At 38.2% G+C, this 26616-nt stretch carries 25 protein-coding genes and 1 riboswitch; of the genes, 8 read left to right on the plus strand and 17 right to left on the minus strand.

Annotation, left to right across the window (positions count from 1 at the left end; translation table 11 throughout):
- Positions 1-206: 206 nt before the first annotated feature.
- The 7 genes from GKP30_RS23895 to GKP30_RS14245 all read right to left on the minus strand — a co-directional run bounded on the left by GKP30_RS23895 (position 207) and on the right by GKP30_RS14245 (position 7628).
- Positions 207-566, minus strand: a complete 360-nt coding sequence (locus tag GKP30_RS23895; RefSeq protein WP_216830114.1) for a MerR family transcriptional regulator — start codon at positions 564-566, stop codon at positions 207-209.
- Between the two features lie 31 nt (positions 567-597).
- Positions 598-1323, minus strand: coding sequence for an exonuclease domain-containing protein (locus GKP30_RS14220; protein ID WP_328703164.1), 726 nt, complete (start codon positions 1321-1323; stop codon positions 598-600).
- A complete protein-coding gene (locus GKP30_RS14225; protein WP_328703165.1) occupies positions 1320-2312 on the minus strand; it encodes a DUF294 nucleotidyltransferase-like domain-containing protein in 993 nt (330 codons plus the stop codon). Before GKP30_RS14225 ends, GKP30_RS14220 begins: the two co-directional genes overlap by 4 nt.
- An 18-nt stretch (positions 2313-2330) precedes the next feature.
- Positions 2331-3599, minus strand: coding sequence for an ammonium transporter (locus GKP30_RS14230; protein WP_216830115.1), 1269 nt, complete (start codon positions 3597-3599; stop codon positions 2331-2333).
- Positions 3600-3919: 320 nt separating this feature from the next.
- The gene (locus tag GKP30_RS14235) at positions 3920-4594 is read right to left on the minus strand and encodes a uracil-DNA glycosylase (protein ID WP_216830116.1); all 675 of its coding nucleotides are present in this window, start codon (positions 4592-4594) and stop codon (positions 3920-3922) included.
- A gap of 254 nt (positions 4595-4848) precedes the next feature.
- On the minus strand, positions 4849-5625 hold the full coding sequence (locus GKP30_RS14240; protein ID WP_236035097.1) for an inositol monophosphatase family protein: 777 nt from the start codon (positions 5623-5625) through the stop codon (positions 4849-4851).
- A 23-nt stretch (positions 5626-5648) separates the two neighbouring features.
- The gene (locus GKP30_RS14245) at positions 5649-7628 is read right to left on the minus strand and encodes a sensor histidine kinase (protein ID WP_216830117.1); all 1980 of its coding nucleotides are present in this window, start codon (positions 7626-7628) and stop codon (positions 5649-5651) included.
- A 275-nt stretch (positions 7629-7903) separates the two neighbouring features.
- Between GKP30_RS14245 and GKP30_RS14250 the strand changes: the two genes are divergently transcribed.
- The gene (locus tag GKP30_RS14250) at positions 7904-8248 is read left to right on the plus strand and encodes a YojF family protein (protein ID WP_216830118.1); all 345 of its coding nucleotides are present in this window, start codon (positions 7904-7906) and stop codon (positions 8246-8248) included.
- Between the two features lie 13 nt (positions 8249-8261).
- Positions 8262-8924 (plus strand): bacillithiol biosynthesis deacetylase BshB2, encoded by a 663-nt coding sequence (gene bshB2, locus GKP30_RS14255; protein WP_216830119.1) that lies wholly within the window; start codon positions 8262-8264, stop codon positions 8922-8924.
- Positions 8925-9041: 117 nt separating this feature from the next.
- On the opposite strand, the gene GKP30_RS14260 is transcribed toward bshB2, so the two are convergent.
- From GKP30_RS14260 to GKP30_RS14295, 8 genes are all read right to left on the minus strand, one after another.
- Complete coding sequence (locus GKP30_RS14260) at positions 9042-9419, minus strand: hotdog domain-containing protein (protein WP_216830120.1); 378 nt, start codon at positions 9417-9419, stop codon at positions 9042-9044.
- A 112-nt stretch (positions 9420-9531) separates the two neighbouring features.
- Positions 9532-9726, minus strand: coding sequence for a hypothetical protein (locus GKP30_RS14265; RefSeq protein ID WP_216830121.1), 195 nt, complete (start codon positions 9724-9726; stop codon positions 9532-9534).
- Positions 9727-9943: 217 nt separating this feature from the next.
- Positions 9944-11302, minus strand: a complete 1359-nt coding sequence (gene glnA, locus GKP30_RS14270) for a type I glutamate--ammonia ligase (RefSeq protein WP_216830122.1) — start codon at positions 11300-11302, stop codon at positions 9944-9946.
- Between the two features lie 442 nt (positions 11303-11744).
- Positions 11745-13259, minus strand: a complete 1515-nt coding sequence (locus tag GKP30_RS14275; RefSeq protein ID WP_236035099.1) for a DEAD/DEAH box helicase — start codon at positions 13257-13259, stop codon at positions 11745-11747.
- A gap of 214 nt (positions 13260-13473) precedes the next feature.
- Positions 13474-13674, minus strand: coding sequence for a cold shock domain-containing protein (locus tag GKP30_RS14280; protein WP_216830181.1), 201 nt, complete (start codon positions 13672-13674; stop codon positions 13474-13476).
- A 156-nt stretch (positions 13675-13830) separates the two neighbouring features.
- Entirely contained in the window at positions 13831-14328 is a 498-nt protein-coding gene (gene queF / locus GKP30_RS14285; protein WP_216830123.1) for a preQ(1) synthase, read from the minus strand.
- A gap of 85 nt (positions 14329-14413) precedes the next feature.
- Positions 14414-14459: riboswitch (PreQ1 riboswitch) on the minus strand.
- Positions 14460-14610: 151 nt separating this feature from the next.
- Positions 14611-15702 carry a fatty acid desaturase family protein gene (locus GKP30_RS14290; protein ID WP_216830124.1) on the minus strand — a complete coding sequence of 364 codons (1092 nt, stop codon included), beginning with the start codon at positions 15700-15702 and terminating at the stop codon, positions 14611-14613.
- Positions 15703-16049: 347 nt separating this feature from the next.
- The gene (locus tag GKP30_RS14295) at positions 16050-16625 is read right to left on the minus strand and encodes an LOG family protein (RefSeq protein ID WP_216830125.1); all 576 of its coding nucleotides are present in this window, start codon (positions 16623-16625) and stop codon (positions 16050-16052) included.
- 173 nt (positions 16626-16798) lie between these two features.
- Between GKP30_RS14295 and GKP30_RS14300 the strand changes: the two genes are divergently transcribed.
- Together GKP30_RS14300 and GKP30_RS14305 are read left to right on the plus strand one after the other, a co-directional pair.
- Positions 16799-16972 carry a hypothetical protein gene (locus GKP30_RS14300; RefSeq protein WP_216830126.1) on the plus strand — a complete coding sequence of 58 codons (174 nt, stop codon included), beginning with the start codon at positions 16799-16801 and terminating at the stop codon, positions 16970-16972.
- Positions 16972-17166 (plus strand): YwbE family protein, encoded by a 195-nt coding sequence (locus GKP30_RS14305; RefSeq protein ID WP_216830127.1) that lies wholly within the window; start codon positions 16972-16974, stop codon positions 17164-17166. The genes GKP30_RS14300 and GKP30_RS14305 overlap by 1 nt, the downstream gene beginning before the upstream one ends.
- 70 nt (positions 17167-17236) lie before the next feature.
- On the opposite strand, the gene GKP30_RS14310 is transcribed toward GKP30_RS14305, so the two are convergent.
- Complete coding sequence (locus tag GKP30_RS14310) at positions 17237-18889, minus strand: glutamine--tRNA ligase/YqeY domain fusion protein (protein WP_216830128.1); 1653 nt, start codon at positions 18887-18889, stop codon at positions 17237-17239.
- Between the two features lie 281 nt (positions 18890-19170).
- Between GKP30_RS14310 and GKP30_RS14315 the strand changes: the two genes are divergently transcribed.
- The 4 genes from GKP30_RS14315 (at position 19171) to GKP30_RS14330 (ending at position 22160) form a co-directional block, all read left to right on the plus strand.
- Positions 19171-19332, plus strand: a complete 162-nt coding sequence (locus GKP30_RS14315; RefSeq protein ID WP_216830129.1) for a hypothetical protein — start codon at positions 19171-19173, stop codon at positions 19330-19332.
- A gap of 51 nt (positions 19333-19383) precedes the next feature.
- Entirely contained in the window at positions 19384-20844 is a 1461-nt protein-coding gene (locus GKP30_RS14320; RefSeq protein WP_216830130.1) for a GAF domain-containing sensor histidine kinase, read from the plus strand.
- A 12-nt stretch (positions 20845-20856) separates the two neighbouring features.
- Positions 20857-21489, plus strand: coding sequence for a response regulator (locus GKP30_RS14325; RefSeq protein WP_236035101.1), 633 nt, complete (start codon positions 20857-20859; stop codon positions 21487-21489).
- Between the two features lie 140 nt (positions 21490-21629).
- A complete protein-coding gene (locus GKP30_RS14330; RefSeq protein WP_216830131.1) occupies positions 21630-22160 on the plus strand; it encodes an NADPH-dependent FMN reductase in 531 nt (176 codons plus the stop codon).
- A gap of 61 nt (positions 22161-22221) precedes the next feature.
- Here the strand turns inward: GKP30_RS14330 and GKP30_RS14335 are convergent, their stop codons facing one another.
- Positions 22222-26472, minus strand: a complete 4251-nt coding sequence (locus tag GKP30_RS14335; RefSeq protein WP_216830132.1) for a 5'-nucleotidase C-terminal domain-containing protein — start codon at positions 26470-26472, stop codon at positions 22222-22224.
- Positions 26473-26616: the final 144 nt, after the last annotated feature.

Here is a 26616-nt window from a genome sequence, read left to right on the forward strand (position 1 = left end):
GTTATTATGACCCTGTTTCCTATTCTTAGGCACTAATCATTATTTTTTATTTGAAAAGCGTGCAAACACGTTGGTCTCCAAGGTCCAAGGGTAAAAAAAGAGCCTAGTAGGCCATTCTCTATGAGGTACTCTATATTGGATGTGTTATAGCCCTTTGTTGAGTAATCGCAGTTCACACAAAAAGACCCGGTTCCCCGAGTCTCGCCTTACGATGATGAAAAGCCATCAGTTCTGTACTTTTCAATTAAATCTTCCCAATCCCTTTCCGAAAGACGGAGCATCGACCGATCTCTTTGATTAGGAATGATATTTTCTTGATGATGTTGTTTTGTAAAAAAGATCGCCTTAACCCCTGCTATATTTACCCCTTGATCAATGAGCCCTTTTATTTCTACAAAGCGATCAATATCGTTTAAAGAAAAAATTCGTTGATTTCCTTCATTACGGGCAGGCTTTATAAGCCCCTGCTCTTCGTAGTAACGAATTTGTCTTGCTGTTAATTGAGTCATTTCTTTAACAACACTAATTGGGAAAATCGCCACATGACGAGGGAATTTCTTATTCATCCCCTCCCTCCTTTAAGCTCCGAATGTGTAATTATTTTGCTAATTCCGTATAAACCTCTTGAAGCGTTTCAAACCCTAACTGCTGAACCTTTTGAACATTTTTGATCCACAAATGTGCGGTCATTTTTGCATCTTCTAACGCATGATGCCTCGTCGAAATCGGAACCTCAAAAAACTGACAGCATTCATCCAACGTTTTTAAGCTTTGGTCGGGTGTCGCTATTTTTATCAAAAAAGACGTATCAATGACACGATGCATAAAATTTGTTCGCAAAACATGCCAAGAAACATGCTGCATAAATGATTTTTCATGCTGTGCATGATGAGCCACTAACGTTCGCCCTTTCACATACTGAAAAAACTTTTCGAGAACTTGATCAATCGTTGGCGCCCCAAGCAATTGCTCCCTGTTAATGCCTGTCAGCGCGGCTACCTCATCAGACAGTTGTTCGTTATGCTGAACTAACGAGTAAAAGCTATCACCTTCAATAACGGTTGTTCCTTTTACTTTAACAGCCCCAACAGAGAGGATCTTATCACCGCGATCAGGATAAAAGCCCGTCGTTTCTATGTCAAAAACGACAACTTCGAGTTCTTCAAAACGCTTGTTTAATACACTTTCTTTCTTTATTTCTTTTTGAAGCTGCCTCATATATGCCAGCTGCGCCGCATTCGATTGCTGCTGAACAGACGTATATACATTCGGACTTAGCTTTCCTGAAAGCTGTTTCATGTAATGAATCATGTGGTTAATCACTTCAAACCACACCCTTTATCGATATGCTTTTTCGTCAGCTTATAAAGGTGTGCGCCCATCCGGATATACTCTTTAAGCTCTTTTTTATCTGCAGCTGTTAGCTTGCTAATTTTTAATAGATGAATGGTTTCATAGCTTTTTTTATTAGCTTGGAAACGAAGCCTGAATTGCAGTAACTCTTGAAAGATCTTTTTTAACTCTTTTATCTCCGCTAAATGTTGTGGTAGCTGGTCAAATCTTGCAACGGTTTCAGGGCTTTTAATTCGCTCTTGTAGCGCTAACAGTCGTAAAGAATTAACATAAGGAAATAAAACGGTATTTTTTAAATGAATGACGTTTGCGTGAGTACCGTATGACTCTGGTAATAATTGACCAAACACTCCAATCGCTTTTTTACGCCGCTCAATATTACTAAAAAGTCTTTGAATGAGCTGTGGATTTCTCGTAAGCTCCTTGAAAATTACGTCTTTTAACTCATCAAGTAATCTGCTATCTCCTATAAAAGTCCTCGAGTCAAAAAAAGTAAGCAAGTTTCGTAAAGTTTCAAAGCTCTCTTCTTCCATCCAGCCGTGCAGTTGTTTTTTCCATGAAAAAATAGAATGGCACCACTGCTTATTTGAAGCCATAACCAAACCATCGCATTTTACATACCCGACACTTTCTAATCCCTCGGTAATTTCTTGACCGAGCTTTAGAAAATATGCACTTTCTTTTTGACTATCTCCCTTTGATTCGAACACGATCCCGTGATCCTGGTCACTCCAAAGCGCCTGTTCAAACCTCGCTGCACTTCCCATCATAAAGAAAGCAAAGTGAGCAGGGGGAGGACCCCACTCACTTGTTACTGTTTCAATGGCTAATGTGACCGTTTGAGTAATGAGTGCATCATGAAACTCATTTAATTTTGGATGATCAAATTGTACTTGTTCAATGTTTGACGTTCTCCACATGTTCAACTGTTCATACGTTTTCATGACAGGTTGGTTCACATGGTTTCACCACCCATTCTATGCACCTGTTTTTTCTTTAGTTTGCATGCTTTCTGGATAGCCGTAGCTTCCATGTTCACTAATATCAAGACCCATAATTTCTTCTTCTTCTGTTACGCGAAGTCCACCCATTACTTTATTCATTACGAAAAGGATAATGAATGAAACAACGAATGCGTAAATTCCACCAGCGACAACACCTAAAGTTTGAACACCTAATTGTGTAAATCCGCCGCCGTAGAACAATCCTGCTTGACCCCAGCCAATTTCAGTCGATAATGCTGGAACTGCGAAGAAACCAGTTGAAAGGGTTCCCCAGATCCCTGCTGTACCGTGAACCGATAATGCAAAGATTGGATCATCGATTTTTGCACGGTCAAAAATTTTCATACTTACAACGACAATCAGTCCACCAATAATACCAATAATAACTGCTGCCCAAGGTGCAACGAAACCACAAGATGCTGTAATCGCTACTAAACCTGCTAAAGCCCCGTTTAATGTTGTTGGAACATCTGCTTTCCCGCTCATCATCCAAATTAAGAACATCGCGGCAATGGCCCCTGCTGCTGCTGCTAATTGCGTGTTAAGAAGGACATATCCAAAGAATGCATCGGCTACTTCAAATGTACTAGCGCCATTAAATCCAAACCAACCTACCCATAGAAGAAGGACCCCTAAAGCTGTGTATACTTGGTTGTGACCTGCTAAATCGTTCGATGAACCATCTTTATTGTACTTACCAATACGCGGTTTTAGAATGATTGTTGCTGCTAGAGCTGCCATTGCACCTGTTAAGTGAACAACTGTAGATCCTGCAAAGTCTTGTTTACCAAGACCTCCTAACCAACCATCACCCCATACCCAGTGTGCAACTACTGGATAAACCAAAGCGGAGAATAAAAGGGCAAAGATGACATATGCAGATAATTTTGCACGTTCTGCGAACCCTCCAAAAGCAATCGTTAAAGCAATAAGAGCAAACATCATTTGGAACATGAAGTCTACGGAACCTGCTAACCCGTCAGTCGGTGCAGAAGCATCTCCGAAGAAGAAATCTGACATTCCGATAAAGCCACCTGCACTATCACCGTAAATGAAGCCCCAACCAACTGCCCAGAAAATAATTGAGCCTAAACTAATTGTAAAAATCGTCTTGCCTGCGATATGACCTGCATTCTTCATTCGAGTCGAACCTGCTTCAAGTAAGATAAATCCAGCTTGCATAAGTAAAACTAAAAAAGTACCAATGATGACCCACAAATTATCCATTAAAATTTGTTCCATCTGTCAACCTCTCCCTTCGCTTCTGCGTTAGCTAAGCTAACATCTTTTGTTAACTTAATTATACATTCTTAATTTTCAGAAACTATAAACTTGGAAGATGATCTGACATGATTTCTCTTTTAGCTTTTTTTCCAATCTATTTTTCTATTTCAAGGCTTCTTTCGTAAACCAAGACCCTTTGAGTAAAGCAACCAAAAAAAGCTGCCCATTTTAGGTTATCTAAAACCACTTTGAGCAACTTCTTTAGCATTTATAATAGTCATTTCATTCGAAAGGCGCTCCCGAACGAAACAACCTTAACTATCCTGCATTAAGACTGTTCACACTTCGTCAATTTGCCAATCGATCGACCTCTCGCCCAGTTCTTTTAGTATTTCATTTACTTTTGAAAAAGGTTTACTACCGAAAAAACCTCGATTGGCGGAAAAAGGACTCGGATGTGGCGATTTAATCACGTAATGGTGCTGACCGTCAATTAACGTTTCTTTCGCTTGGGCATGTCTTCCCCAAAAGATAAAAATGATCGGCTTGTCGCGTTCATTTAGCTTCTCAATGACTGAGTCCGTAAATCGCTCCCAACCTATTCCTTTGTGAGAATTAGGCTCGCTTTTTCTTACAGTCAAAACCGTATTTAATAGAAGAACCCCTTGCTTAGCCCACTTGATTAAGCATCCATTATTACTCACATCACAACCGATATCACTATGTAATTCCTTATAAATATTCTTAAGCGATGGCGGCAGTTTTTCTCCTGTGTTTACAGAAAAACTTAAACCGTGTGCTTGATTGGGCCCGTGATACGGGTCCTGCCCTAAAATGACAACTTTTACTTCTGAAAAAGGCGTGTAGTTAAAGGCATTAAACACCTCATGCTCACTCGGATAAGCTGTTCCTGTTTGATACTCGTCTTGCAAAGTTTGCTGCAACTTTTGAAAATACTCTTTTGTAAACTCACTTTTTAGGATACGATCCCAGTCATTACTTACATTCCACACAACCTACTACTCTCCAATCTTCACTTTAGCACTAATTTTTTACTTTTAGTGTAAAACTGGTGCTCTAATTCTTGCTTTCGCTCTACTTTCTTCCTTTTAATGTAAAACCCTTGCTTCAATCCCAGCTTTCGCACCGATTTCTTCCTTTTCCTGTAAAATTAGTGCTCCAATTTCTGCTTTAGCACTGCTTTCTTCCTTTTACTGTAAAACCTGTGCTCCATTCACTGCTTTCGCACCGATTTCTCCCATGCACCCTACTTTTCCCAGCTTAAAATAGTTGAAAGCTCATCATAGATCGCTGGAGTTCCGACTAGTACTTGGTAGCCTTTTTCTATTTCCGCACTAAATGTGTTCCCTTTTGCCTCTTCTACAATTAGTAGTCCCGCACAAATATCCCATTCTTTCAGTTTGATCTCCCAATATGCATCAAAGCGTCCTGCAGCGACCTGGCATAAGTCTATCGCAGCACTTCCTGTTCTTCTTATCCCGCCGATTTTTGTAATAATTGCATTAAAGTTTTCGACGTTATTGTTAGGATCCGTTCCTTTATCGTACGGGAAGCCAGTTGCAACGACTGCCTTGTTTAATTGTTCGGTAGCTGAAACCGTGATCGTTCTCCCATTTAGCGTTGCACCACTTCCTTTGATGGCTTCATACATTTCGTCCAATCTTGGCGCGTAAACGACCCCGATGACCGTTTCTCCTTTATGCTTTACGCCGATAGAAATACAAAAGAATGGGAAACGATGAGCAAAATTGACAGTTCCATCGATCGGATCAATCACCCATTCATATTCGGCTTGTCCTTCATGCCAGCCGCTTTCTTCAGTCATAATCGCATGGTCTGGATATTCCGCTTTAATTTTCTCCATTAGAAATTGCTCGCTCCACTCATCGACCTCTGTTACTAAGTCGATGTCCGATGACTTCGATTTCATCTGAAAAGGCTGTTCCATTTTTACTAACTGTTCTTTACCCACTTCTCTTACCCACTGTTTTATATTTTCTTTTATCGCTACCCATTGTTCCATGATGTTTTCACTCCTCGTTTCAGTTATTCATCTAACATTGTAGGCAACTCTTGCTCGAAAGGCAAAATAATGATCAATTGACAGCCTCTGTCTTTTTCCGCTTTTAAAGTCATTTCTCCGTTCAGCATTTTTATACGGTTTCGCATCGCATTAAGACCAAAGCCGTATTCTATTTTTTCACCACCGACCCCATTATCAATCAGTTTAAACTCAAGAGAGTCTTCCTTCATTGTTAATGTAAAATGAAAATGAGTACTTTTCCCGTGGCGGATTCCGTTTGTAATTCCTTCCTGAAGTGCGTAATAAATCACTTTCTTTTGTGCATGGTTTAGCTTCGGAGACGGCTCAATCTGACTGGTTATTCTGACACCCGTTGCTTTTACGGTATCATCAATCAAAACCTTTAGGGCTTCTTCCATGTCCATGGTTTCTTGAATCTCACCAAGGACTTTCACCGATTCTCTTATTCTCTCTAAGCCTTTACGTAGCAGCTCCTGTGATAGCTCCATCTTTTCATAGACTTGTTCAGGGTTTGCTTTAGAAAGGCGCTTTCCTGCTTCTAGTTGAACGATAACTGTTGTCAGAGAGTGGCCTATAATATCATGAATTTCATGGGCGATTCGGTTTCTTTCTTCTAGTACAGACATTTCAATCAACGCTTCCACTGTTTCTTTTTGAGATTTTTCTAAACCAATCGTCCGTTCCTCTACTTTCTTTTCGAGGTTTTGATTTAACTCTTGTAATTGGTCCGTAACCTCTTCTACTTTAGAGAACGCACGTGAAAACTGTGTAGATAGTTGAAACGATTGGCCAAATAAAAAGATAAACAACCCAAAAGGCGATAGTTCTCTCGTTGTAATGATTTGATTGTAAAATAGGAAGTCATTAATTATGGTTAAGACGTAAATAATGCCAACTCCAAGATTTAGAGTAATCATATCACGGTTGTTTTTAAAAGCCTGTATCCCAGCAAAAATAATGAAAAGGATAACGATGACTGTAATGATTTGATAAGCGGTTAACGTATGCGTAAATACACGAGCTGGGGCAAAAAGGACCACTAAAACAAACAAACTAGCTATTCCCCAGATTGAACGAGTAATCACTTTATGAACTTCATTTGGATAGAGCTGCCTAGCAAAAGAAATGAACAGCGGGACCGCTATATAAAAACAAGTATATTCAACCTTTTTTAACCATTCCCAAGGAAACTGGGGAAACATTTGCAAAAAGAAAACTTCTCCAACCATCGCTGCTCGGATGCCAATAACGAGACAAAACAATCCGAAAAACAACGTTGATTTTTCTTTTCTCCTCAATATATATAAACCTAGATGGTAAAGACCCATTACTAACAAACTTCCAATAAGAAACATCTCAAACGCTAACTGTTTTTCTCGTAAACTTGTCATGGCTTGATCTTCGCCAATTCGAATCGTTCGCCAAAGACCACCTTTAGAATGATGAAAGTTAGCGACATGAAAAACGAGATCAATTTGTTCGGTATATGGCTTAAAATAAACGACCTGCGGCGAATATAAAGGGACAGTCGTTTCTCTAGTCATACCTGGTGACCCTGCACCGCCTAGCTCCTTGCCGTTTACCCAAACTTTATAAGAGGTAAAAGCGTTTGGTAAGTAAAGCCCTAACATTTCGCCAACGTCTTCTTCAGAAATTTTAATTTTTAAACGGTACGTTGCATAGCCATCGCCTGATAGACGTTCACCGTCCCACACTAGTCCATTCCACTTCGCTGGCATATCAAGGACCATTCCCTCATCATGACTCAATGTACCACTAGGGTCTGTCCACTGTTTCCAATATAACTTCCACTCGCCTGTTAACGGTGTAGGACCAAGCTCTTTTAGTGAAACGTCGGATAAATCGAGAATCCCATCAGAAGCCGTTACCTTTCTTTCACTTTGTTCATAGAAAAACAAAAGGAAAAGAGCAAAGACAACGATCGTAACTGGAATGATGTAGAGTATCATTTTATTTTTCATGTCATACCCTCTAACCTTTCGTTTTTTGTAAAAAAAGCAATATTCTTTGAGAAAAGAGCCTGTAAAAAAGCATATCCTCCCCTCAATTATAAAATTTTCCCAACAGTATGAATAGTTAATTCAACTAAAAAAGTAAGCTGTTAATTTTATCATGCTTACTACGTGCTATGTCTTTTAGGATTTAGTATGATAGAAGTAGTATAATAATGGACAGCTACATATGACCATTAACATCAAACAAACTTTACCAATCAATGTGTAAAGGAGGAAAAGCAATGGAAGCTATTAATAAACAGTTAGTTCAACAGATGATAGATCAATTAGCCAATCAAGAGGTATACGTCCATTTAGAGACAACGAACGGGGCCTATACAGCCTATCGAAACGGAACGCCTTTTTCAGCAGGGGTCTTTATCCGCAACGGAAAAGTCATTTATGAGCATGGGAAAATTTCAGGAAACGGTCCTCATCGAGTAGGTCTAAAAATAGATTTAGGTTGGATTTATGCTGAAGGTCTGACTCACTGGACGATGGAAGGCGAACAACTATTATTAGCAGGCTTAGATGAAAAAGGGCGGTTAGCTGTTTCTCTTCAATTAAGTCCGCATCCATTTAAATAAAAGGAGGGTTCTTATGGACAATCACTTACTAGTCATATTACCTCACCCTGATGATGAATCATTTGGTGTAGCAGGGACAATGCTATCTTATAAAGAAAAAGGCTGGAAAATCACATACGCTTGTATGACATTAGGAGATATGGGGAGAAACATGGGGAACCCACCGATCGCTAACCGCGAAACTTTATCCCAAATACGAAAAAAAGAATTAGAAGATGCAGCTAAAATTCTTAAAATCGACGATTTAATTCTTCTTGGGTTAAGAGATAAGACGATTGAATTTGAGAACGAGGACAAACTTTCCGCTCGGATTAGAAAATTAATTGAGGATTGCCAGCCAACTCTAGTCATTACATTTTACCCGGGCTACAGCATTCATCCTGACCATGATGCTTGCGGTGCAGTGGTCATGAAGGCAATAGCATCAATGCCAAAAGAAAACCGCCCAACCGTACATGCACTTGCTATATCAAGAGAAAGTATCGCCGACTTAGGAGAACCGCAAATTGTGAATGACGTAAAATCCTACAGCCAACAAAAGCTCGATGCTCTAAAGGCACATAAGACGCAAATGCAAGAAGTTGTCAGACAAACGGAGCTTGCGCTTCAAGAAGGTAACGATGAAGCCATTGATCGGTTAAATTACGAGCGGTTTTGGCTATACTCATTTGAATAATTAATTTGACTAGGTAAAAATTTAAAAAACCATACAATTAGTCAATCAAAACGCTTGGGTAGATGCACCCCAAGTGTTTTGATCTATATGGTTTAATTTAGGTAAGTATCCCAAGTATTATAGTATTACTCCTGAAAAATCTCCCTTTAATACTTCTTTTTCATTCTGGTTTTTACATAAAAAGGTCGCCAAAATCGCTGTTCTATTCTTTTCAGTCTTCTCATATTTTTCAATTTTTACCTCACATACGATCGTGTCACCCGTATACACAGGCCTTATAAATTCAAAATTCATATTCCGAGCTAAGACATTATAATCTCCACCTACTTTTGTTGGTAAAGTTGACGTTAATAACCCTTGTACAACAAGTCTGCCTTGTTCATCTGGTGTAACATGATGATTTCCTTCATCACCTGAAACTGCTGTAAATAATTCAACATCTTTTACTGTAAAAGTCCGCTCAAATGAAATGATATCGCCTACCTTTAACGACATATAAACCCCTCCAAAAAATCATTACTAAACGCATCGTAATAATCAGAATATTACAACATAGTTATTTGAAACTCAACATTTCTGTTTCGTTAAATTTTTTCTTCATGGTAGTTTAATAATTTTCATTTTGTGGCGGTCGAACAAACTTTTTATAGACACTTCTGCCTATTATGCAAATAAGTATAATAACCATAGCTACATCAATTATCTTTACTATAGAACCACTAAATACTGTTGGAACTAATGTTGCCCTTAGTAACAAACCAGTAGCAATACCTAAAATAAAAATTAAAGTTTTTCTATTCATCCTCTCTCCTCCCATATATTAACTAATTGTTGTTTTTAAAATTTAACATAAATAACCAATTATTTGTTAGAAGGTGAATATTTATTGGTTATTTTCTTAATTCCCAAGAAAATAGTACAAGTATGTTTCTCCACCACTTCTATAAAAGGGCATTAAACTTCGTTTCACGTGAAACACCGCACAGCCAATGACTGTACGGTGCTTCTTTTATATAAGGTTAGAATTTCGCATGGTAGTTGTCGATTTCCCAGCCGTGAACAGCTGTTCTAAAGCTATCGTACTCGCCACGTTTTAAATCAACAAACTCTGCAAATACATGATCTCCTAACGTTTCACGACCAATTTTCCCTTCTTCTAACGCGTCAACTGCAGCTTCTAAACTTGTTGGTAAGTTGCGAATGCCTCTTTCTTTTAATTCTGCAGGTGACATACTGAAGATGTCATCGACTACTTCAGCAGGTGCTTCTAGCTTACGATCAACACCATCCAGGCCAGCTGATGCAATAATGGCAAATGCTAAGTAAGGGTTTGCGGATGGATCTGGACAACGGATTTCTACACGAGTTCCAGCTCCACGTGTAGCTGGAATACGAATAAGAGCTGAACGGTTTGATGCTGACCAAGCTACATAGCATGGTGCTTCATAACCAGGTACTAGTCTCTTATAAGAGTTTACTAGCGGGTTAATTACCGCTACGAAGTTATCAATGTTATCAATTAAGCCACCGATAAATTGGTATGCTTTCTCTGAAAGCTCACGGCTGTCATTTTTATCATAAAACGCATTTTCTTGCTTTTCTAGGTCAAATAATGAAATGTTTGTATGCATTCCGCTTCCGTTCGCACCAGCAATCGGCTTTGGCATAAATGAAGCATGTAGTCCGAATTGTCTAGCAACCGTTTTAACAACCCATTTATACGTTGTCGCATTATCCGCAGCACCTAGTGCATCTGCATACTTAAAGTTGATCTCATGCTGACCTTCAGCAACCTCATGGTGAGACGCTTCGATTGTGAAGCCCATCTCTTTTAACGTTCGGTAGATTGCTAGACGAACCTTCTCACCGTAGTCATGTGGTGATGGCTCAAAGTATCCACCAACGTCTTGTGTATTTAATGTAGGTCGGCCTTTTTCATCTGTTTCAAATAAGAAGAACTCTAGCTCTGGGCCAACACTAATGCCATAGCCTTGCTCTTTTGCTTTATCTACCGTTCTTTTTAAAACGTGACGTGGATCTCCTTCGAAATCCGATCCATCAGGATTTTTTACTCCGCATAGAAAGCGAGCTTCTGAGTACCCTTCTTCTACTGACCAAGGAAGAACACAGAATGTATTTAAGTCTGGCATCAAATATAAATCAGATTTATTAATCGGAGAAAATCCAGTAATTGAAGATCCATCGAACATGATTTTTCCTTCAGCTGCCGCATCAATTTGTTCCGCCGTAATCGTTACATGCTTTAATGTACCTTCAATGTCAACGAATTGCATATGAAGCAGTTCCACATGCTTTTCTTTAATAATCTCCTTAATTGCCTCTAAAGTTAACTCTTTTGTAGAAGAAACTGTACTCATAATTAACACTTCCCTTTCATGTAATCTTTATTAACATCTCTTGTTAACTCTTATTTTAAATAATCTAAAAATTACTTCAACGGTTTTGTAAGGTTATCTAACACAGTGATTTTACTATGTAAAAACAAGCTCTTCCTAAAGCCCATCAGATCAGTACTTCTCTATTATTTGTGTTCAACGAAAAAATTTCAGTCACTTTCACACGATGTGCCCCAACGTATTTTAACAACATGCTTTAACATAGCTTTTTAGAAAAGCTAAAACTCAAACGCAGTTGTTCACTTAGACGTAATTAGGTTTCCAAAGTATATATAAGTATTAGTTTCTTCAAAACAAAGGCTTTAATGGTACTCGTTTTTTTGTCATGGCAAGATGGTCAGAATTTCAAAAATACAAAAAGGCAACGATTAAAAGCTAATCGTTGCCTTCCCAATTTATAAAATTAATCTTTTTTCTTTTTTCGTGAAGCGGCTACTCTTACTTTACCATTTTTCCCTTGACCACGTGATCCACCTTTACGATCGCGGTCACGATCGCCTCGATTTCGATCGCGGTCTTTATTTCCACGGCCATAACCACCGCCGCCTTTACCTTTGCCACGGCCACCACCGCCGCCAGATTTAAATCCTTTTATACGTAACGGCGCTTCTTCTGTTAACTTAATTGGCACATCATTTGGCTCTTTCGTTAACATTTTCAAAGCAGCAGAAAGTAACGTTACCGAATCAGTCTCTTCAAGTAGTTGTTCAGCTGACATACGGTACGATTGGATATCATTTTCTTCTACCGTTTTCATTAAGCTCTCAACCGTCATACGCAGTTGCCCTTCCATCGCTTCAGCTAAAGTTGGAACTGGCTTGCGCGTAATTTTACGATTCGACGTTTTTTCGATTGTTTTTAAATGTGGAAGTTCTCTTGGTGTAACTAGAGTTAACGCTAGCCCTTTATTTCCTGCACGACCTGTACGTCCAATACGGTGAACATAACTTTCAGGGTCTTGAGGAATATCAAAGTTATAAACATGCGTCACACCTGAAATATCTAAACCACGAGCAGCAACATCTGTCGCAACTAGTACTTCAACTGTACCTTCTTTAAATTTCTTAATTACTCGGTCACGTTGGTTCTGGTTGATGTCACCATGCAGCCCTTCTGCTCCGTAACCTCGTTTATTTAATGCTTCAGAAACTTCATCAACACGACGCTTCGTACGTCCAAATACGATTGCTAGTGTTGGTGAATGAATATCTAACATACGGCATAGTACATCAAATTTCTTTGATTCAGGTACTTCCATATATTCTTGTTCGACGTTAGCTGTTGTGATTTCAACTGATTTTACAACAATTGCTTCAGCGTCTGGTTTCATAAATTTTTCTGCAAGACGACGGATTTGCTTTGGCATTGTTGCAGAAAACAATAGCGTTTGGCGCTCATTAGGCACTTCCGCTAAAATCGTTTCAATGTCCTCAATGAACCCCATGTTCAGCATTTCATCTGCTTCGTCTAGAACAACCATTTGAATGTTATCCATACGAACGGTTTTACGACGCATATGGTCCATAAAACGACCAGGTGTTGCTACAATGATTTGAGGTTTACGCTTTAATGCTTTAATTTGACGGACAATATCTTGTCCACCGTAAATCGGTAAAGCTTTGACGCCGCGAAGATTCCCAATTTTATTTAATTCTTCAGCGACTTGAACTGCTAGCTCACGAGTAGGTGCTAAAACAAGACCTTGGATCGTCCCTGCATCTACATCCATCTTTTCAATTAACGGAATTCCAAAAGCGGCTGTTTTCCCTGTTCCTGTTTGCGCTTGTCCGATAACGTCTTTCCCGGAAAGTGCTGTAGGAATCGTTTGTTCTTGTATTGGTGTTGCCTCTTCAAACCCCATGTCTGTAATTGCTCTGACAATTTGTTGGTGTATTCCAAATTCATAAAAAGTTGCCAATGGATCTTAATCTCCTTTGTATCTAAATTAATTTATATTATAGCGTTTGCTTTTTCTTAGAGATTTATCATACTCATTTTATAGTCTGAGTTAAATTTCTTAGCTAATAATCTACATGGGAACCATATTTTGGGGGTAGGAGTGGAAAGAAGAAAAGCCACATTCCAGTCATATGGAATATGGCCATTATCTTAACGTATATTTTATCGATCAATTATAGACGAGTTACGTTAGCAGCTTGTGGTCCACGGTTTCCTTCAACGATTTCAAATTCAACGTCTTGGCCTTCTTCTAAAGACTTGAAGCCTTCACTTTGAATTGCACTGAAGTGTACGAATACATCGTCTCCACCTTCGCGCTCGATAAATCCGAAACCTTTTTCTGCGTTAAACCATTTTACTTTTCCTACCATAATTTATGGCCTCCTTAAAAAAAAACAAACTTGTTAAAAGTTAAAAACTGAAGATGTCCGGTACAACTCTAATCAATAAAGAGGCCGACATAAATCAATTCCTGACTTTTTAACCTAATGTTAACTATATAACTTTTCCTACTAAAATGCAAATCGACATTAGCGGTTAGTAATCGTTTCAGGGTATAAATCGTGATTCATTAAGCGGAAATTCGCCATTTCTTCATATTTTGTCCCTGGACGGCCATAGTTACAATATGGGTCAATTGAGATGCCGCCACGTGGCGTGAATTTTCCCCATACCTCAATATATCTTGGATTCATTAGCTTGATTAAGTCATTCATAATTGTATTTACACTGTCTTCATGAAAATCACCGTGGTTGCGGAAACTAAACAAATATAGTTTTAGTGATTTACTTTCAACCATTTTAATATCAGGGATGTAACTAATATAAATTGTTGCAAAGTCAGGCTGTCCTGTTTTCGGGCATAGCGTTGTAAACTCAGGGCAGTTGAATTTAACGAAATAATCTCGGCTTGGGTGTTGATTATCAAACGTCTCTAATACGCTTGGGTCATATTCATAATTGTATTTTGTATTTTGGTTTCCTAATAATGTAACATCCTGTAAGTCTTCATCTTTGCGGCCAACCATTTTATTTCCACCTTTCTTATTTAAAAGCTTTCTTTTGCTATAGCTATATAAAAAGAAAAACGCATCCTAAAGGATACGTAATTTTATTCCCTTAGTTTTTTATAGAGGGTTTGAGCTAGAACCTCTCCTGCGTTTCCACAGTTTTTTATTCGTTTATAACGAATTAATTATAGGGAGATCATTAAGTATTGTCAATGTATTACGGGGATTGGAAAAACTTTACATGAGTTAGAAAAAAATTAAAGCAAAAAGAACGATAGTAACAACTACCGTTCCACTCATTTATATTTCTTTATTTTTTGTATTCCCATCACTGTTAAAAGCTTGATCACTACTGTTAATGCTAATATTATTTGGATCTAACCCATTTCCAAGCGATCCATACCTATTACCCTCACGTGGGTCGATTAGCTCATTTTGTTGATAATAAAGGCGCGGCGTTTTAAATAAAGCAATCATCGCTTTTAAGAATGACATTTCATGGTACCGTTCTGGCCAACGCTGTTTAATTTGCTCTTTCACTAAAGGATAATACTTTGGACTAATGGACGGAAACAAATGGTGCTCCGTATGGTATGAAAAATTAAAATGGATCGCATCTACCCACTTCGGTACAGTCACCGATAAGCTGTTTGCTAGTGGATCATTGACTGGAACAAGCGGATTTAAGCGGTGATTCGTTGATATATACGCCATTACAATAAAATTTGCAATTAATAATGGGATTAAAAACACAAACAACCATTTCGTAAATCCAATCCAAAATAAAAGACCAATCCAGGATGCCCAAGGCAAAATTAACTGAAGCCAAACTTTAGGGCGATTTCTTGGGTCAAAATCTTTAATATATATCCCAAACATTCTTGATGAATGTACCGTAAAAGTCATCGCTAACGAAAGTAAGCTAAATGAAGCACGGATAAATAAAGGGATGCGATACAATAACCGAATGAATGGCTTTTTCTCCAACTGATCGGCTGTTATCCAAGCATCTGGATCTTTATGTTCATCTTGTGTGTGCACATGATGGTTCATGTTGTGCCATTTACGCCACAAGCTTGGTCCAGTACATAGTGGCCAAAATGCTATCGCTCCCAAAAGATCACGGAGCCATGGTTTTCTAACTACCGTTCCATGTAAGATTTCATGTCCTAAAAATCCAAGACTAGCGTAGCAAGATCCTAAAACAACAGCTATTAGGAGGTTACCCCAGATGTTAAGCTCAAACAGACCAACTGTTAGAAAACCAGCAACAATCACAATTAAAAATGCTAATCCACCTAATAAACGAGATGGCGCTGGCTTAAATGCTTCTTTAGGAAGATGAGGCTTTAATCTAGCTGCGTACCAAGATAACGATTGATATTCTTTCATTTTATTCCCCTTCCAATTTCACTCAATTTCCGTAATACACCTCTTATTGTTTCTAAAAAGTTTTCCTTTTAATACTTAAAATTTCCATTTAATTTTTATTTGTATTTATCGTAACAGTTATACCATGTCATAATCAATGGTTTTTATTACCTGATACTAATATCTAGTGTTATCTTTTATCCTGGAAATTTATTCAATAAACATAGGACTCTAAAAACAAACTCATAAACAAAAAAACGCTAACTCGGGCAGTGTATAGCTTCTCGCATACAAAGTGACTAGTTAATACTAGCCATCTTCTCGAGGTCTTTACACTGTTTTTCGAGCAAGCGTTTTTTTAAATTGGTTTATAAGTCTATGATTTCATCCGATCGAATTCCTCGATTATCGTTAAACATTTTTTCCAAAAGTACTTCTGGCTGCTTCTCAATAATGAGCAAATCTACATTAGCTTGTGGCATAAACCCTGCTGTTGCTGCTTTTTTGACTAAATCACTGACTGGTTCATAATAGTTTAATACGTTTAATGCGCCAATTGGCTTCTTATGGATGCCAATTTGTGCCCAGCACATCACTTCAAATAACTCTTCGAATGTACCAATTCCACCAGGTAATGCAATATAGCCATCTGCCAAGTCTGACATGAGTGCTTTTCGTTCATGCATCGTTTCTGTTTCGTGGAATTCCGTTATAAGAGGATGAATAATCTCTCTTTTAAAAAGGTTTTTTGGCATTACACCAGTCACTTTCCCGCCTGATTTAAGGACGCTATCAGCGATGCTTCCCATTAAACCAATTTTTGAACCACCATACACTAATTCAATATTTTGTTCCGCCAACAGTTGCCCTAACCGAACAGCACCCTGTTCAAATTCAGGACTTGCACCTACGTTTGAACCCGCAAACACACATATTCTTTTCATAGTGTCTGTCTCTCCTACATCAATAATCTTTACTTACTCTTATTTTAACATGTTCACAAGCCTATCATAATGGTCGGTTTATTTTTTTACTGTTAAAGAAAACATAATATAATAACACCCATTTTATGATAACCTGTAATAGTATGAATGAAAATTAAAGGAGTTATAACACGATGACTGAAAAGAAAAAAATTAACCTGCAAGAAGCAATTAAACAGCAGCTTGCTAATAAAAAGAATAATCTATCACAAGGTAAGGCAAAGGGGCATGCTGCAAACCAACCGAAACAAATGAAAAGTCAGCAAACGAAAAAAATTAATAACCAACGCAAACGGATGGGAACTTAATGAACGGTCAAAACCGGAGTAATATCACACCAGGTATTGAAGTAAATATCGTCTTAAAACAAGACCAACGCACAGGTAAATTGACGAACGGTGTTGTCAAAGACATACTAACGAAATCAAGCTCCCACCCGCATGGAATTAAAGTCCGTCTCCAAGACGGCTCCGTTGGCCGTGTCAAAGAAATCATAAAATAATAATAAAAGTGCCATTTAATAAAAAGTGCGAGGCACCTTTAGTGTACTAAAGGTGCCTCGCACTTTTGAATTATAGTTTAAATGAACTTTTCAACGAAACAATCAAATTAAAGACTAATTGAGCTTCTTTGGTATCTTTCGGATCGACATTAAAGTAACCATGTCTAAAGAACTGGAACTTATCATTCTCCTTCGCTTCTATCATGTTTGGCTCGACAAATCCTTTAAAGACCTCCAGAGAATTCGGATTAATATGATCTAAGAATGTTTTGCCTTCTTCTTTTTCTTCGTCGAGGATTAACGGGTTGTATAAACGGAACTCTGCAGGCACAGCATTTGTTGCCTCTACCCAATGAAGCGTCCCTTTTACTTTTCTTCCCGTAAACCCAGTTCCACTCTTCGTTTCAGGATCATACGTACAACGAAGTTCAACGACATTTCCATTGTCGTCCTTAATCACTTCTTCACACTTGATAAAATAAGCATGCTTTAAGCGAACTTCATTACCTGGGAACAAGCGGAAATACTTTTTAGGAGGGTTCTCCATGAAATCCTCTTGTTCAATATAAATTTCACGAGAAAATGGAATTTGACGTGTTCCCATCTCTGGATTTTCTGGGTTAATCTCTGCATCTAGCATTTCAACTTGGCCTTCAGGGTAGTTCGTAATAACGACTTTTAGCGGTTTAATAACACCCATTGTTCGCGGAGCTTTTAATTTTAAATCCTCACGAGCAAAGTGCTCCAGCATTTGAACGTCAACAGTACTATAGCTTCTCGCAACTCCTATTTCACGACAGAAATTACGGATCGACTCCGCTGTAAACCCTCTTCTTCTAAGTCCAGAGATCGTTGGCATGCGCGGGTCATCCCAGCCATCTACCACGTTTTCATCAACTAACTGCTTTAAATTTCGTTTACTCATGATCGTGTTGGTTAAGTTTAACCGAGCAAACTCAATTTGTTTCGGAGTTGCTTCCATCTCACAATGCTCAACGACCCAATTATATAATGGACGGTGGTCCTCAAACTCTAACGTACAAAGTGAATGAGTGACTCCTTCAATTGCATCACCTAGCGGATGCGCAAAGTCATACATCGGGTAAATGCACCATTTATCCCCTGTATTATGGTGAGTAGCGTGAGAAATACGATAAATTACAGGATCTCTCATATTTAAGTTAGGCGATTCCATATCGATTTTTGCACGTAATACTTTTTCTCCGTTACCGAATTCACCCTTCTTCATTCGTTCAAATAAATCTAAGTTTTCGTCAACCGAACGATTTCGATTCGGGCTTTCTTTTCCTGGCTCTGTTAATGTCCCGCGATACTCCCGAATTTGTTCAGCTGTTAAATCATCAACGTAAGCTAAGCCTTTTTTAATAAGAAGTACAGCACGTTCATACATTTCATCAAAATAATTAGAAGCAAAGAAAAGTCCATCCCATTCATAACCTAACCACGTTACATCTTCTTTAATGGAGTCAACGAACTCTTGATCTTCTTTTAAGGGGTTCGTGTCATCAAAACGTAAATTTGTCTTCCCTTTAAATTCATCGGCAAGCTCAAAGTTTAAAACGATTGATTTTGCATGCCCAATATGTAAATATCCATTTGGCTCTGGAGGAAACCGAGTAACGATCTCGTTGTTTCTTCCTTCCTTTAAATCTTCAGTTACAATATGCTTGATAAAATTTGACGAATTATTCGTGCTCTCCATCCACCTCAACCTCTCTATTTCACAGTTCATTTTATTAGTAGTTATAACATAAAAACCCAAAGATATCTATGAATGACACGTCTTTAAAGCAAAATTCATCCACTACTATCATTCTCACCATTTACAGTTTGTAAACGTCTCGTCTTACCCTCCATCTAAAGTCTGATTCTTCCTAAAAAATAACACAACCAAAAGCGTAGCCGAACTTCAACCTTCTGCCAGACGTTTCCAATCCGTTCCCCATTTAAAATGAAAGTAACAAACAAACAGGAGTGATGAAGATGCAACACCTAGGATATGAAGGGCTAATTCACGATAAAAAACGAAGAGTCGATAAAATTTCAAAAGACGGGTGGAAACTTCAATCAAAAGGATCAAATAAACTATCATGGTTTAATAAACTAAAAAGGAAAGTCATAGATTATGGTGCCAGGCACCTTTAATACAATGCTGTGATAAAGGTGCCTGGTACCTATAGAAAGTGAGGGATTTCGGTGAACAGTCATCAAGAAATAACAAGGCTAAAAACAATCAAAGCGATAGCAGAAACATTGAACCAAGGGAACCGTATAGAAGAAATGCTGCAAACTGTCCTGAAAGAACTACTGCATGTTACCAAGCTCGAAACAGGCTGGATCTATTTAATTGATACTCATGGAAACTATGAATTGGTCGCTGATGTTCACCTTCCCCCTGCACTTAGCTGGGGAGAAAAAAAGCCAATGTGTGAAGGAAACTGCTGGTGTATTAAAGAATACAATGACAACACATTAAAGAGAGCTTTTAACATTATTGGCTGTAAACGAATTGAAGATGCCATTATATATAAATGGGGTGACACAAAAGGTATCACTCACCATGCAACTGTTCCACTGCAAGCAGGCGATGAGCGCTTCGGCCTTCTTAATGTCGCGGCACCGAACAAAGCCCGTTTTACTAGTACTGAACTCAACCTGCTTGAGGCTGTGGCCTTTCAAATTGGAACAGCTATTAAACGCATGAAATTATATCAAAATGAACAAAAACGTGCTTCACTCTATCAAAAACTCGGACAGATTAGCGCCAACCTGAATGCCACGCGTGCGCACGAGACAAATCTCATCAACTTTGCAGTTAACGAAATACACAATGCTTTTTCTTGGTCTGGCATTGAACTCGAATGTAACCATTCTAAGGCAAAAATTCACCCGACGACTAAAGACAGCTTACGAACTATTGAAAAAGAAATCCGCATTGGAGAAACAAAAGGTAAGCTGAAAATCTCACACAGTCATTTGGATCATATTGACGAGGAAATGATCACCCAATTGAGTAACCACCTGGCGATTTTATTTGAAAATGCAAGGATTGATACTAAATCACGAGAAATTGCACTCATAGAAGAACGTAATCGACTCGCACGTGACCTGCATGATTCTGTCAATCAACTACTATTCTCTCTATCTCTCACAGCTCGCGGGATGAAAGAATTAAAGGAAATTGATCAACTGCACAGCTCTCTTTCCTACATTCAAGAGCTTTCTCAAGAAGCCTTGCAAGAAATGCGCAGCCTCATTTGGCAGCTCCGCCCCTCTGGCCTAGAAAACGGAGTCGCCAGTGCACTAACATCCTATGGAGAAATGCTACTTTTAAAAGTTGATGTTCATCTAATAGGTCTATTAAATGTAAAAAACTCGATCGAGGAGTGCCTGTGGCGCGTCGGACAAGAAGCACTAAATAATATAAAAAAACATGCGCAAACAACGATCGCCAAAATTCACATCGAAGTGAAAAAAGAGAAAGTAACTATGATCATAAAAGATGAGGGAATTGGCTTTGACCCTTTGGAGAACGAACACGGAGCTTCTATTGGATTGTCTAGCATGAAAGAACGAGTAGAGCTTCATGGAGGGAAACTCAACATCAATACAACGATAGGAAAAGGAACAACAATTTCAGTTTCACTTCCTACTTAAGGAGAGAGGATTATGACAATTCGTATTCTCATTGCTGATGACCATCATGTCGTACGACGAGGATTACGCTTTTTTCTAGATACCCAAACAGACATCGAAATTGTCGGCGAAGCAATAGATGGTCAGGATGCGATCGAAAAAGTAAATCAGCTAAAACCAGATGTCGTTTTAATGGACCTAGTCATGCCTAATATAGATGGAATTGAGGCAACTAAAAAAATTAGAGAAACAAACCGTACAATTAAAATACTTATTTTAACGAGTTTTTCGGACCAAGACCATGTTATCCCTGCCATTCGAGCAGGCGCTAATGGTTACCAATTAAAAGACATTGAGCCTGATGAATTAGTAAAAACAATAAAGGCAGTTTACAATGGCCAAAGTCAACTGCACCCTCAAGTCACACATCATGTGCTGACGCATATGTCTGGTGATAAGGAAGAACATTTACTTGATACGTTAACGAAACGAGAAAAAGAAGTACTCCTGGAAATCACGAACGGAAAAAGTAATAAAGAAATTGCTGCATCACTTTTTATCACAGAAAAAACCGTTAAAACACATGTTTCAAACCTTTTAAGTAAACTTGAGCTTTCCGATCGGACACAGGCTGCTCTCTACGCAATCAAACATGGACTAAAGTAACTTCTCATCCTAAAGTTGTAGAAAGGTTTATCGAATATTCGTTCTTTTTCTCTAGTAAAACTTCGATCCTTCCACTGATGGTCTAGCGATAATCTTTGTATACAATAAATATATAGACAACCAGCAAAGGAGAGAGAAAAATGAATGTTTTGGTCATAAATGGAACCCCAAGAAAGCATGGAAGAACACGGATATTAGCTTCACACTTAGCTGATACGTACAATACAAAATATATCGATTTAAGCAGCTTCGCACTCCCGCTATACAACGGAGAAAAAGATCAACAAGACATCAAAGAAGTAAAACAGCTAAAAGAAATGGCATTAGAGGCAGATGGCTTTATTTTATGCACTCCAGAGTATCATTCAGGGATGAGCGGTATTCTAAAAAATATGCTTGATTTTCTTGGCAGCGACCACTTTAAAAATAAACCAGTCGCTTTAATCGCTGTTGCAGGAGGCGGAAAAGGTGGCATAAACGCCTTAAATAATATGAGAACGGTCGTGCGTGGGCTATATGGTAACGCTATCCCCCGTCAGCTCGTCTTAGATCCCGTCCACTTTAATACGGATCAACGGATGTTAACTAGCGATGGTGAAGATTTAGTAGAAAACGTTGTCGAGGAGTTTAAATTCTATTTGGAGACTGCAAAGAGACTATCTTTTAAGTAATAAACAAAAAGCAAGTCTAGCTCCTCAAAATTAAATAAATGAGGACCTAGACTTCTTTATTCTACTTGATCTTTTTTTCTACTAATTTTTTATTCTGATCTAAGTCTGTTACATTGACACCTTCATAAACTGTCACTTCTAACGTGTAGCGTTGACCGTTATGGTTTGGCGGTACAACTAACTCTGAAGTAAACGTTTCATTACTTCCTGAAGCTACCATTGTAACGTCAATATGAGAAAACTGAACACGGCCATGTTTATCAATCAATTGGACTGAAACGATGAAATCTTTCGTTCCGTTCAGTTCTTTTGAATAATTCTCTATCATCGTACTTACATTGATTTTTAAGTTTCTTGCTAAAGAGTGAACTTTATTTTCTTTTCCATCGATTAAAGAAACGTTGATCTCATCAGCTTTTGCACTGTTATCATCAGCAAATACTCCGTATAAACTAAAGTGAGCTACTGAAGCTTGTACTAAGTACTGACCATCTTCTCGTTTTTCATAAGTAGAAGAAATGATCTCGTAATTACCTTGATCATTAATGTAGACAACTGTTAATGCTTCAGGGTTTTCAATAGATGGTACAATAAACGACAACGTAACAGGTTCAGTAAACGCAACTTTTTTTCCTTCAGCAGTTGTAATGTCAAAATTAAACACAGGTCCAACTGCATTAGTAAATTGATCTGTCACGTCTTCCATGATGAACTTCAAGCTTTCACCCATTGGTAATCCGTTAACTGGTACATTCATTGTCACTTCATCATTTGTGAACGCAATAGCGGCTCCTGTTTGCTTGAGTGCTTGTAAAACTGCTGAATTAACCGTAATGCGATCATCTTCACTAATGTTTACATCTAGTACATTACCACTTTCTTGAACTTGTTCTAAATCTAAATCCTTTTCAGTAAACAAAGGCTCTTTTGGTTGTACTTCAACCCACTCGAACGATAATGTGTTACGTAATCCTGGTTGTGAGAAATAAGCATCCAGGTTACCTGTTACTTGTACTAATTTCCCATAGTTTTCAGGATTGTCTACAAGATTAAGCGCTGAGCGAATAGCTGTATTAGGAAGCTGTACTGGTAATACTTTCGTACGGTCACGTTCATCTAAACGATCGGCAATGACTAAATTCGTTGTCACAAAGTTTCCATCGTACGAAGGTAGGTTATTCGTCATCGTACCAATAATGTAGCCTTGAACCGTTCCTTGACCACTATTGTTTGCAATGGCTTCTGCAACTGTTAAATAATCTTTTACAGGCTCGTCATCTTTTACAAATTCAATGATATCTTCAACACTACGTGGTTTTACTTGAATGACATCATTGAAACGCGAAGATACTCCATATATAGTAACCACGTCTCCATTGTTAAAGGTAAAGTCTTCATACTTTAAACCTGTCCTGTTATCAACGCGAATAACGACTGACTCTTCGCCTTTGACTGCATTAAATTCAAACGTACCAAAACTATTTACACTCTTTAGGCCCGAAATTGTCACTCCCTCTAGAACGATAAGTTGCCCTTCGTTCTCTGTTGTAACTTGTTTTGGTGTTAACTGTTTAGCTTCAGGTAATTCATTACCTGAACTAATTACATCTACAGTAGTTGGCGTAACAATTTGTAGTTCTTGTCCAAATTCTCCAAGCTTACCCGTAATGGAAATACGATCACCTTTTTGGACATCAAAGCTATTTTGGAAGACATAAATACCTGCTGTTTCATCTTGAATATAAAACCCTTTTTGTCCCCATGCTCCTGGTGTTGAAGTGACGATTCCTGTTGTTGTGACCTCATCTCCTTGAGCTGCTTTACGAACTTCAGCTAGTGTCATTTCACCATTCTCTACTTCAATAAATTCGTAGCTGCTCGGTGCACGAAGTCCTGCCCGACTAAAATAGGCACTTAAATCCCCTGTAATCCTGACAAGTTTTCCAAGATTAGCAGGGTTATCTTGAAGGTTTAACGCTGTTCGAATCGATGTACCATTAACTAACTGTATAGGCATTGTATTTTCATTTACTCGTTCTGTAGTAGAGTCTGCCAAAATGATGTTTGATGCAACAAACCCTGAATCAAACGCATTATTGGAACCGACAATATAACCTTGAACGGTTACATCTTTTACTTCAGGAGTTTGTGCGAACAATGCTTTTGCTTGTGCTATCGTTAATACACCATCTGGGATTTCAACCTCATCTTTTGGTGCGCCCTGTATTGTAATACGTGATCCTTCATCATAATCAATAGGACCTTCATGATTTTCAACAAATGTAACAACGGCTTCCCAAACCTTGCCGTAATTTCCACCGACTAGTTCATCTCCAAGGTTATAAAAGCCTCGTCCATGCATGAAATCATTATAAGCAACCGTATATTCTTTTGCTTCATCAATAGCTGTTCCATCTTGATGCATGAGTTTGATCGACGTGAATTGTCCATTTTCTTTAATTAATTCATAATGAAAACCAGATACTTGTAGATCTACTCCATTATGATACTTTGCTTGTTCTAATAACACTTCTTTTATTCGTTGAGCGTTTGTTTTTACAACAACAGTTTCATTTCCAAACTGATCTAGTGCTTGAATTTGTGCATCTGTAATATCTCCAGCGGGGATTCTTCCTGTAACTGAAGAACTATTTAGCATACCGAAATCAGCGTCAGTTACATAACGAACCGAATCTGCATAGAGATTTCCTAAACTTGAGTCGCTGTGCTTCCCGTTGTCAGAAGTCAGACCTTTTTCTGTAAAACCGATGACATTTCCAACAATTGGAGCGTCACTTGCTTTTATTAGTGAAATTCTCTGATTTCCTTCATAGTTAATGGCTTGATTATTTTCTGTTAAATACTTTGCATACTTGATCATAGCTTCTGTCATAAATCCTGACTTTGCTTCAAGTACGTTACCTACAAAATTATAGCCACTTCCACCCGTACCAATGTAGTCACCAACTGAAACAATGTAAGAAGCATTATCTATAATTGGTTTACCATTCACGTATAACTGAGCATCAATATACTGGCCAGCGTTATTTGTTATGATGTTGTATGTTAAACCTGAAGTCTGTAGGTCAATCCTATTTCGATTGCCTCGAGTATAAGAATACTCAATTACATCTTTAATGGCTTCACCAGTCATCTCAATCTTCATGATTTCATTGGCGAAAGGCTCAATTGTATAAATATCATTAACTGTAATATCACCAGCTGGAATATTAGCACGAATACCACCGTTATTCGTTAATGCAATATCTGCCCCAGTTAAATAGCCAATTGAGTCAGTCCAAAAGTTTCCTAGTGATGTATCTGTAGATCCACTACGATTTAAACCTGTTTCGGTAACCCCGATGACTTCACTTAAAAGCTCATCCATCTCTGCATTATATGCATCAACTTTAGCTTGGATTGCAGGATTGACGTCAACCAGTTCATTAACCTTTTGTAAAAAGCCTGAAACCAAAACTTCATTCGTACTAGAATTAAATGAAATCGATAAGTTTCCAACATTTTCAGCATTTCCACCCGTTTGTACAATAGGTGTACCATTGACTACAGCTGGCTGCGATAAAGTTGTATGGGAATGCCCGCCAATTATTACATCAAAGAAATCAACTGCTTCCGCTAATTTACGGTCTTCACTATAACCCTGGTGAGTTAATGCAATTAATACATCAACTTCGTCTTTAAGATATGCAAATTTCATTGCTGTTTCAATTGGGTCCTCAAAAGTAATTCCTACGACGTTTGCAGGAGCTGTAGAAGGCGGAGTTTCAGTAAGCGCAAAGACACCAACTTTTAAACCGTCTAAGTTAAATATCTTATAAGGCTCTGGTTGAGGGAATGGAATAGGAGTATCTTCTACTGTCGTATTGGCACTTAGCCAAGAAAATTGTGATTCCTTTATACGTTTTACAGCCTCTTCTTGGCCGTAATCAAAATCATGATTACCAATTGCCATCGCATCAAGACCCATATCATTGAGTAGATCAATTATGGATACACCATAATTTAAATCAACAACTGGATTTCCACTAAAAATATCACCTGCATCCAAGTAAAGAGAGCGTGTTGCTTCTCCCCTTACTGCCTCTATGTATGCAGATATCTTACCAAAATCATCGATCTTAGCATGGATGTCATTCGTGTGTAATACTTTTAGTTCAATAATGTTTTCATCATTTGGATCATACCCTGTTGCAAAGACTGGTGTTAATGAACCAAACAATGAATAGAATGCTAGAGTGAATACAAGAATTGCAGAATAGAACTTCTTATGTTTTACAAAAAAATGATTCATGATTTTCCTCCTTAATAGATTTTTATTACAGTAAAACTATAGTAGATGATTGTAAATAATAGATTAAAATTCAGTAAAAACTATATAAAAAAAATACAAAAGTGTTTTAAAATAAAAAAATCATTCATTTATCATAGGAGGAAT

This window comes from Alkalihalobacterium elongatum (assembly GCF_019024285.1).
GTDB classification, from domain to species: domain Bacteria; phylum Bacillota; class Bacilli; order Bacillales; family Bacillaceae_F; genus Alkalihalobacterium; species Alkalihalobacterium elongatum.

What these genes read in the sequence shown, in the direction of transcription:
- GKP30_RS14265 (WP_216830121.1), bottom strand. Translation starts at nt 9,726, where the DNA reads ATGAATAGAAAAACTTTAATTTTTATTTTAGGTATTGCTACTGGTTTG.
- GKP30_RS14310 (WP_216830128.1), bottom strand. Translation starts at nt 18,889, where the DNA reads ATGGAGAGCACGAATAATTCGTCAAATTTTATCAAGCATATTGTAACT.
- GKP30_RS14330 (WP_216830131.1), top strand. Translation starts at nt 21,630, where the DNA reads ATGAATGTTTTGGTCATAAATGGAACCCCAAGAAAGCATGGAAGAACA.
- GKP30_RS14325 (WP_236035101.1), top strand. Translation starts at nt 20,857, where the DNA reads ATGACAATTCGTATTCTCATTGCTGATGACCATCATGTCGTACGACGA.
- GKP30_RS14300 (WP_216830126.1), top strand. Translation starts at nt 16,799, where the DNA reads ATGACTGAAAAGAAAAAAATTAACCTGCAAGAAGCAATTAAACAGCAG.
- GKP30_RS14245 (WP_216830117.1), bottom strand. Translation starts at nt 7,628, where the DNA reads ATGAAAAATAAAATGATACTCTACATCATTCCAGTTACGATCGTTGTC.
- GKP30_RS14305 (WP_216830127.1), top strand. Translation starts at nt 16,972, where the DNA reads ATGAACGGTCAAAACCGGAGTAATATCACACCAGGTATTGAAGTAAAT.
- GKP30_RS14335 (WP_216830132.1), bottom strand. Translation starts at nt 26,472, where the DNA reads ATGAATCATTTTTTTGTAAAACATAAGAAGTTCTATTCTGCAATTCTT.
- GKP30_RS14240 (WP_236035097.1), bottom strand. Translation starts at nt 5,625, where the DNA reads ATGGAACAATGGGTAGCGATAAAAGAAAATATAAAACAGTGGGTAAGA.
- GKP30_RS14295 (WP_216830125.1), bottom strand. Translation starts at nt 16,625, where the DNA reads ATGAAAAGAATATGTGTGTTTGCGGGTTCAAACGTAGGTGCAAGTCCT.
- GKP30_RS14260 (WP_216830120.1), bottom strand. Translation starts at nt 9,419, where the DNA reads ATGTCGTTAAAGGTAGGCGATATCATTTCATTTGAGCGGACTTTTACA.
- GKP30_RS23895 (WP_216830114.1), bottom strand. Translation starts at nt 566, where the DNA reads ATGAATAAGAAATTCCCTCGTCATGTGGCGATTTTCCCAATTAGTGTT.
- glnA (WP_216830122.1), bottom strand. Translation starts at nt 11,302, where the DNA reads ATGAGTACAGTTTCTTCTACAAAAGAGTTAACTTTAGAGGCAATTAAG.
- GKP30_RS14290 (WP_216830124.1), bottom strand. Translation starts at nt 15,702, where the DNA reads ATGAAAGAATATCAATCGTTATCTTGGTACGCAGCTAGATTAAAGCCT.
- bshB2 (WP_216830119.1), top strand. Translation starts at nt 8,262, where the DNA reads ATGGACAATCACTTACTAGTCATATTACCTCACCCTGATGATGAATCA.
- GKP30_RS14250 (WP_216830118.1), top strand. Translation starts at nt 7,904, where the DNA reads ATGGAAGCTATTAATAAACAGTTAGTTCAACAGATGATAGATCAATTA.
- queF (WP_216830123.1), bottom strand. Translation starts at nt 14,328, where the DNA reads ATGGTTGGCCGCAAAGATGAAGACTTACAGGATGTTACATTATTAGGA.
- GKP30_RS14230 (WP_216830115.1), bottom strand. Translation starts at nt 3,599, where the DNA reads ATGGAACAAATTTTAATGGATAATTTGTGGGTCATCATTGGTACTTTT.
- GKP30_RS14315 (WP_216830129.1), top strand. Translation starts at nt 19,171, where the DNA reads ATGCAACACCTAGGATATGAAGGGCTAATTCACGATAAAAAACGAAGA.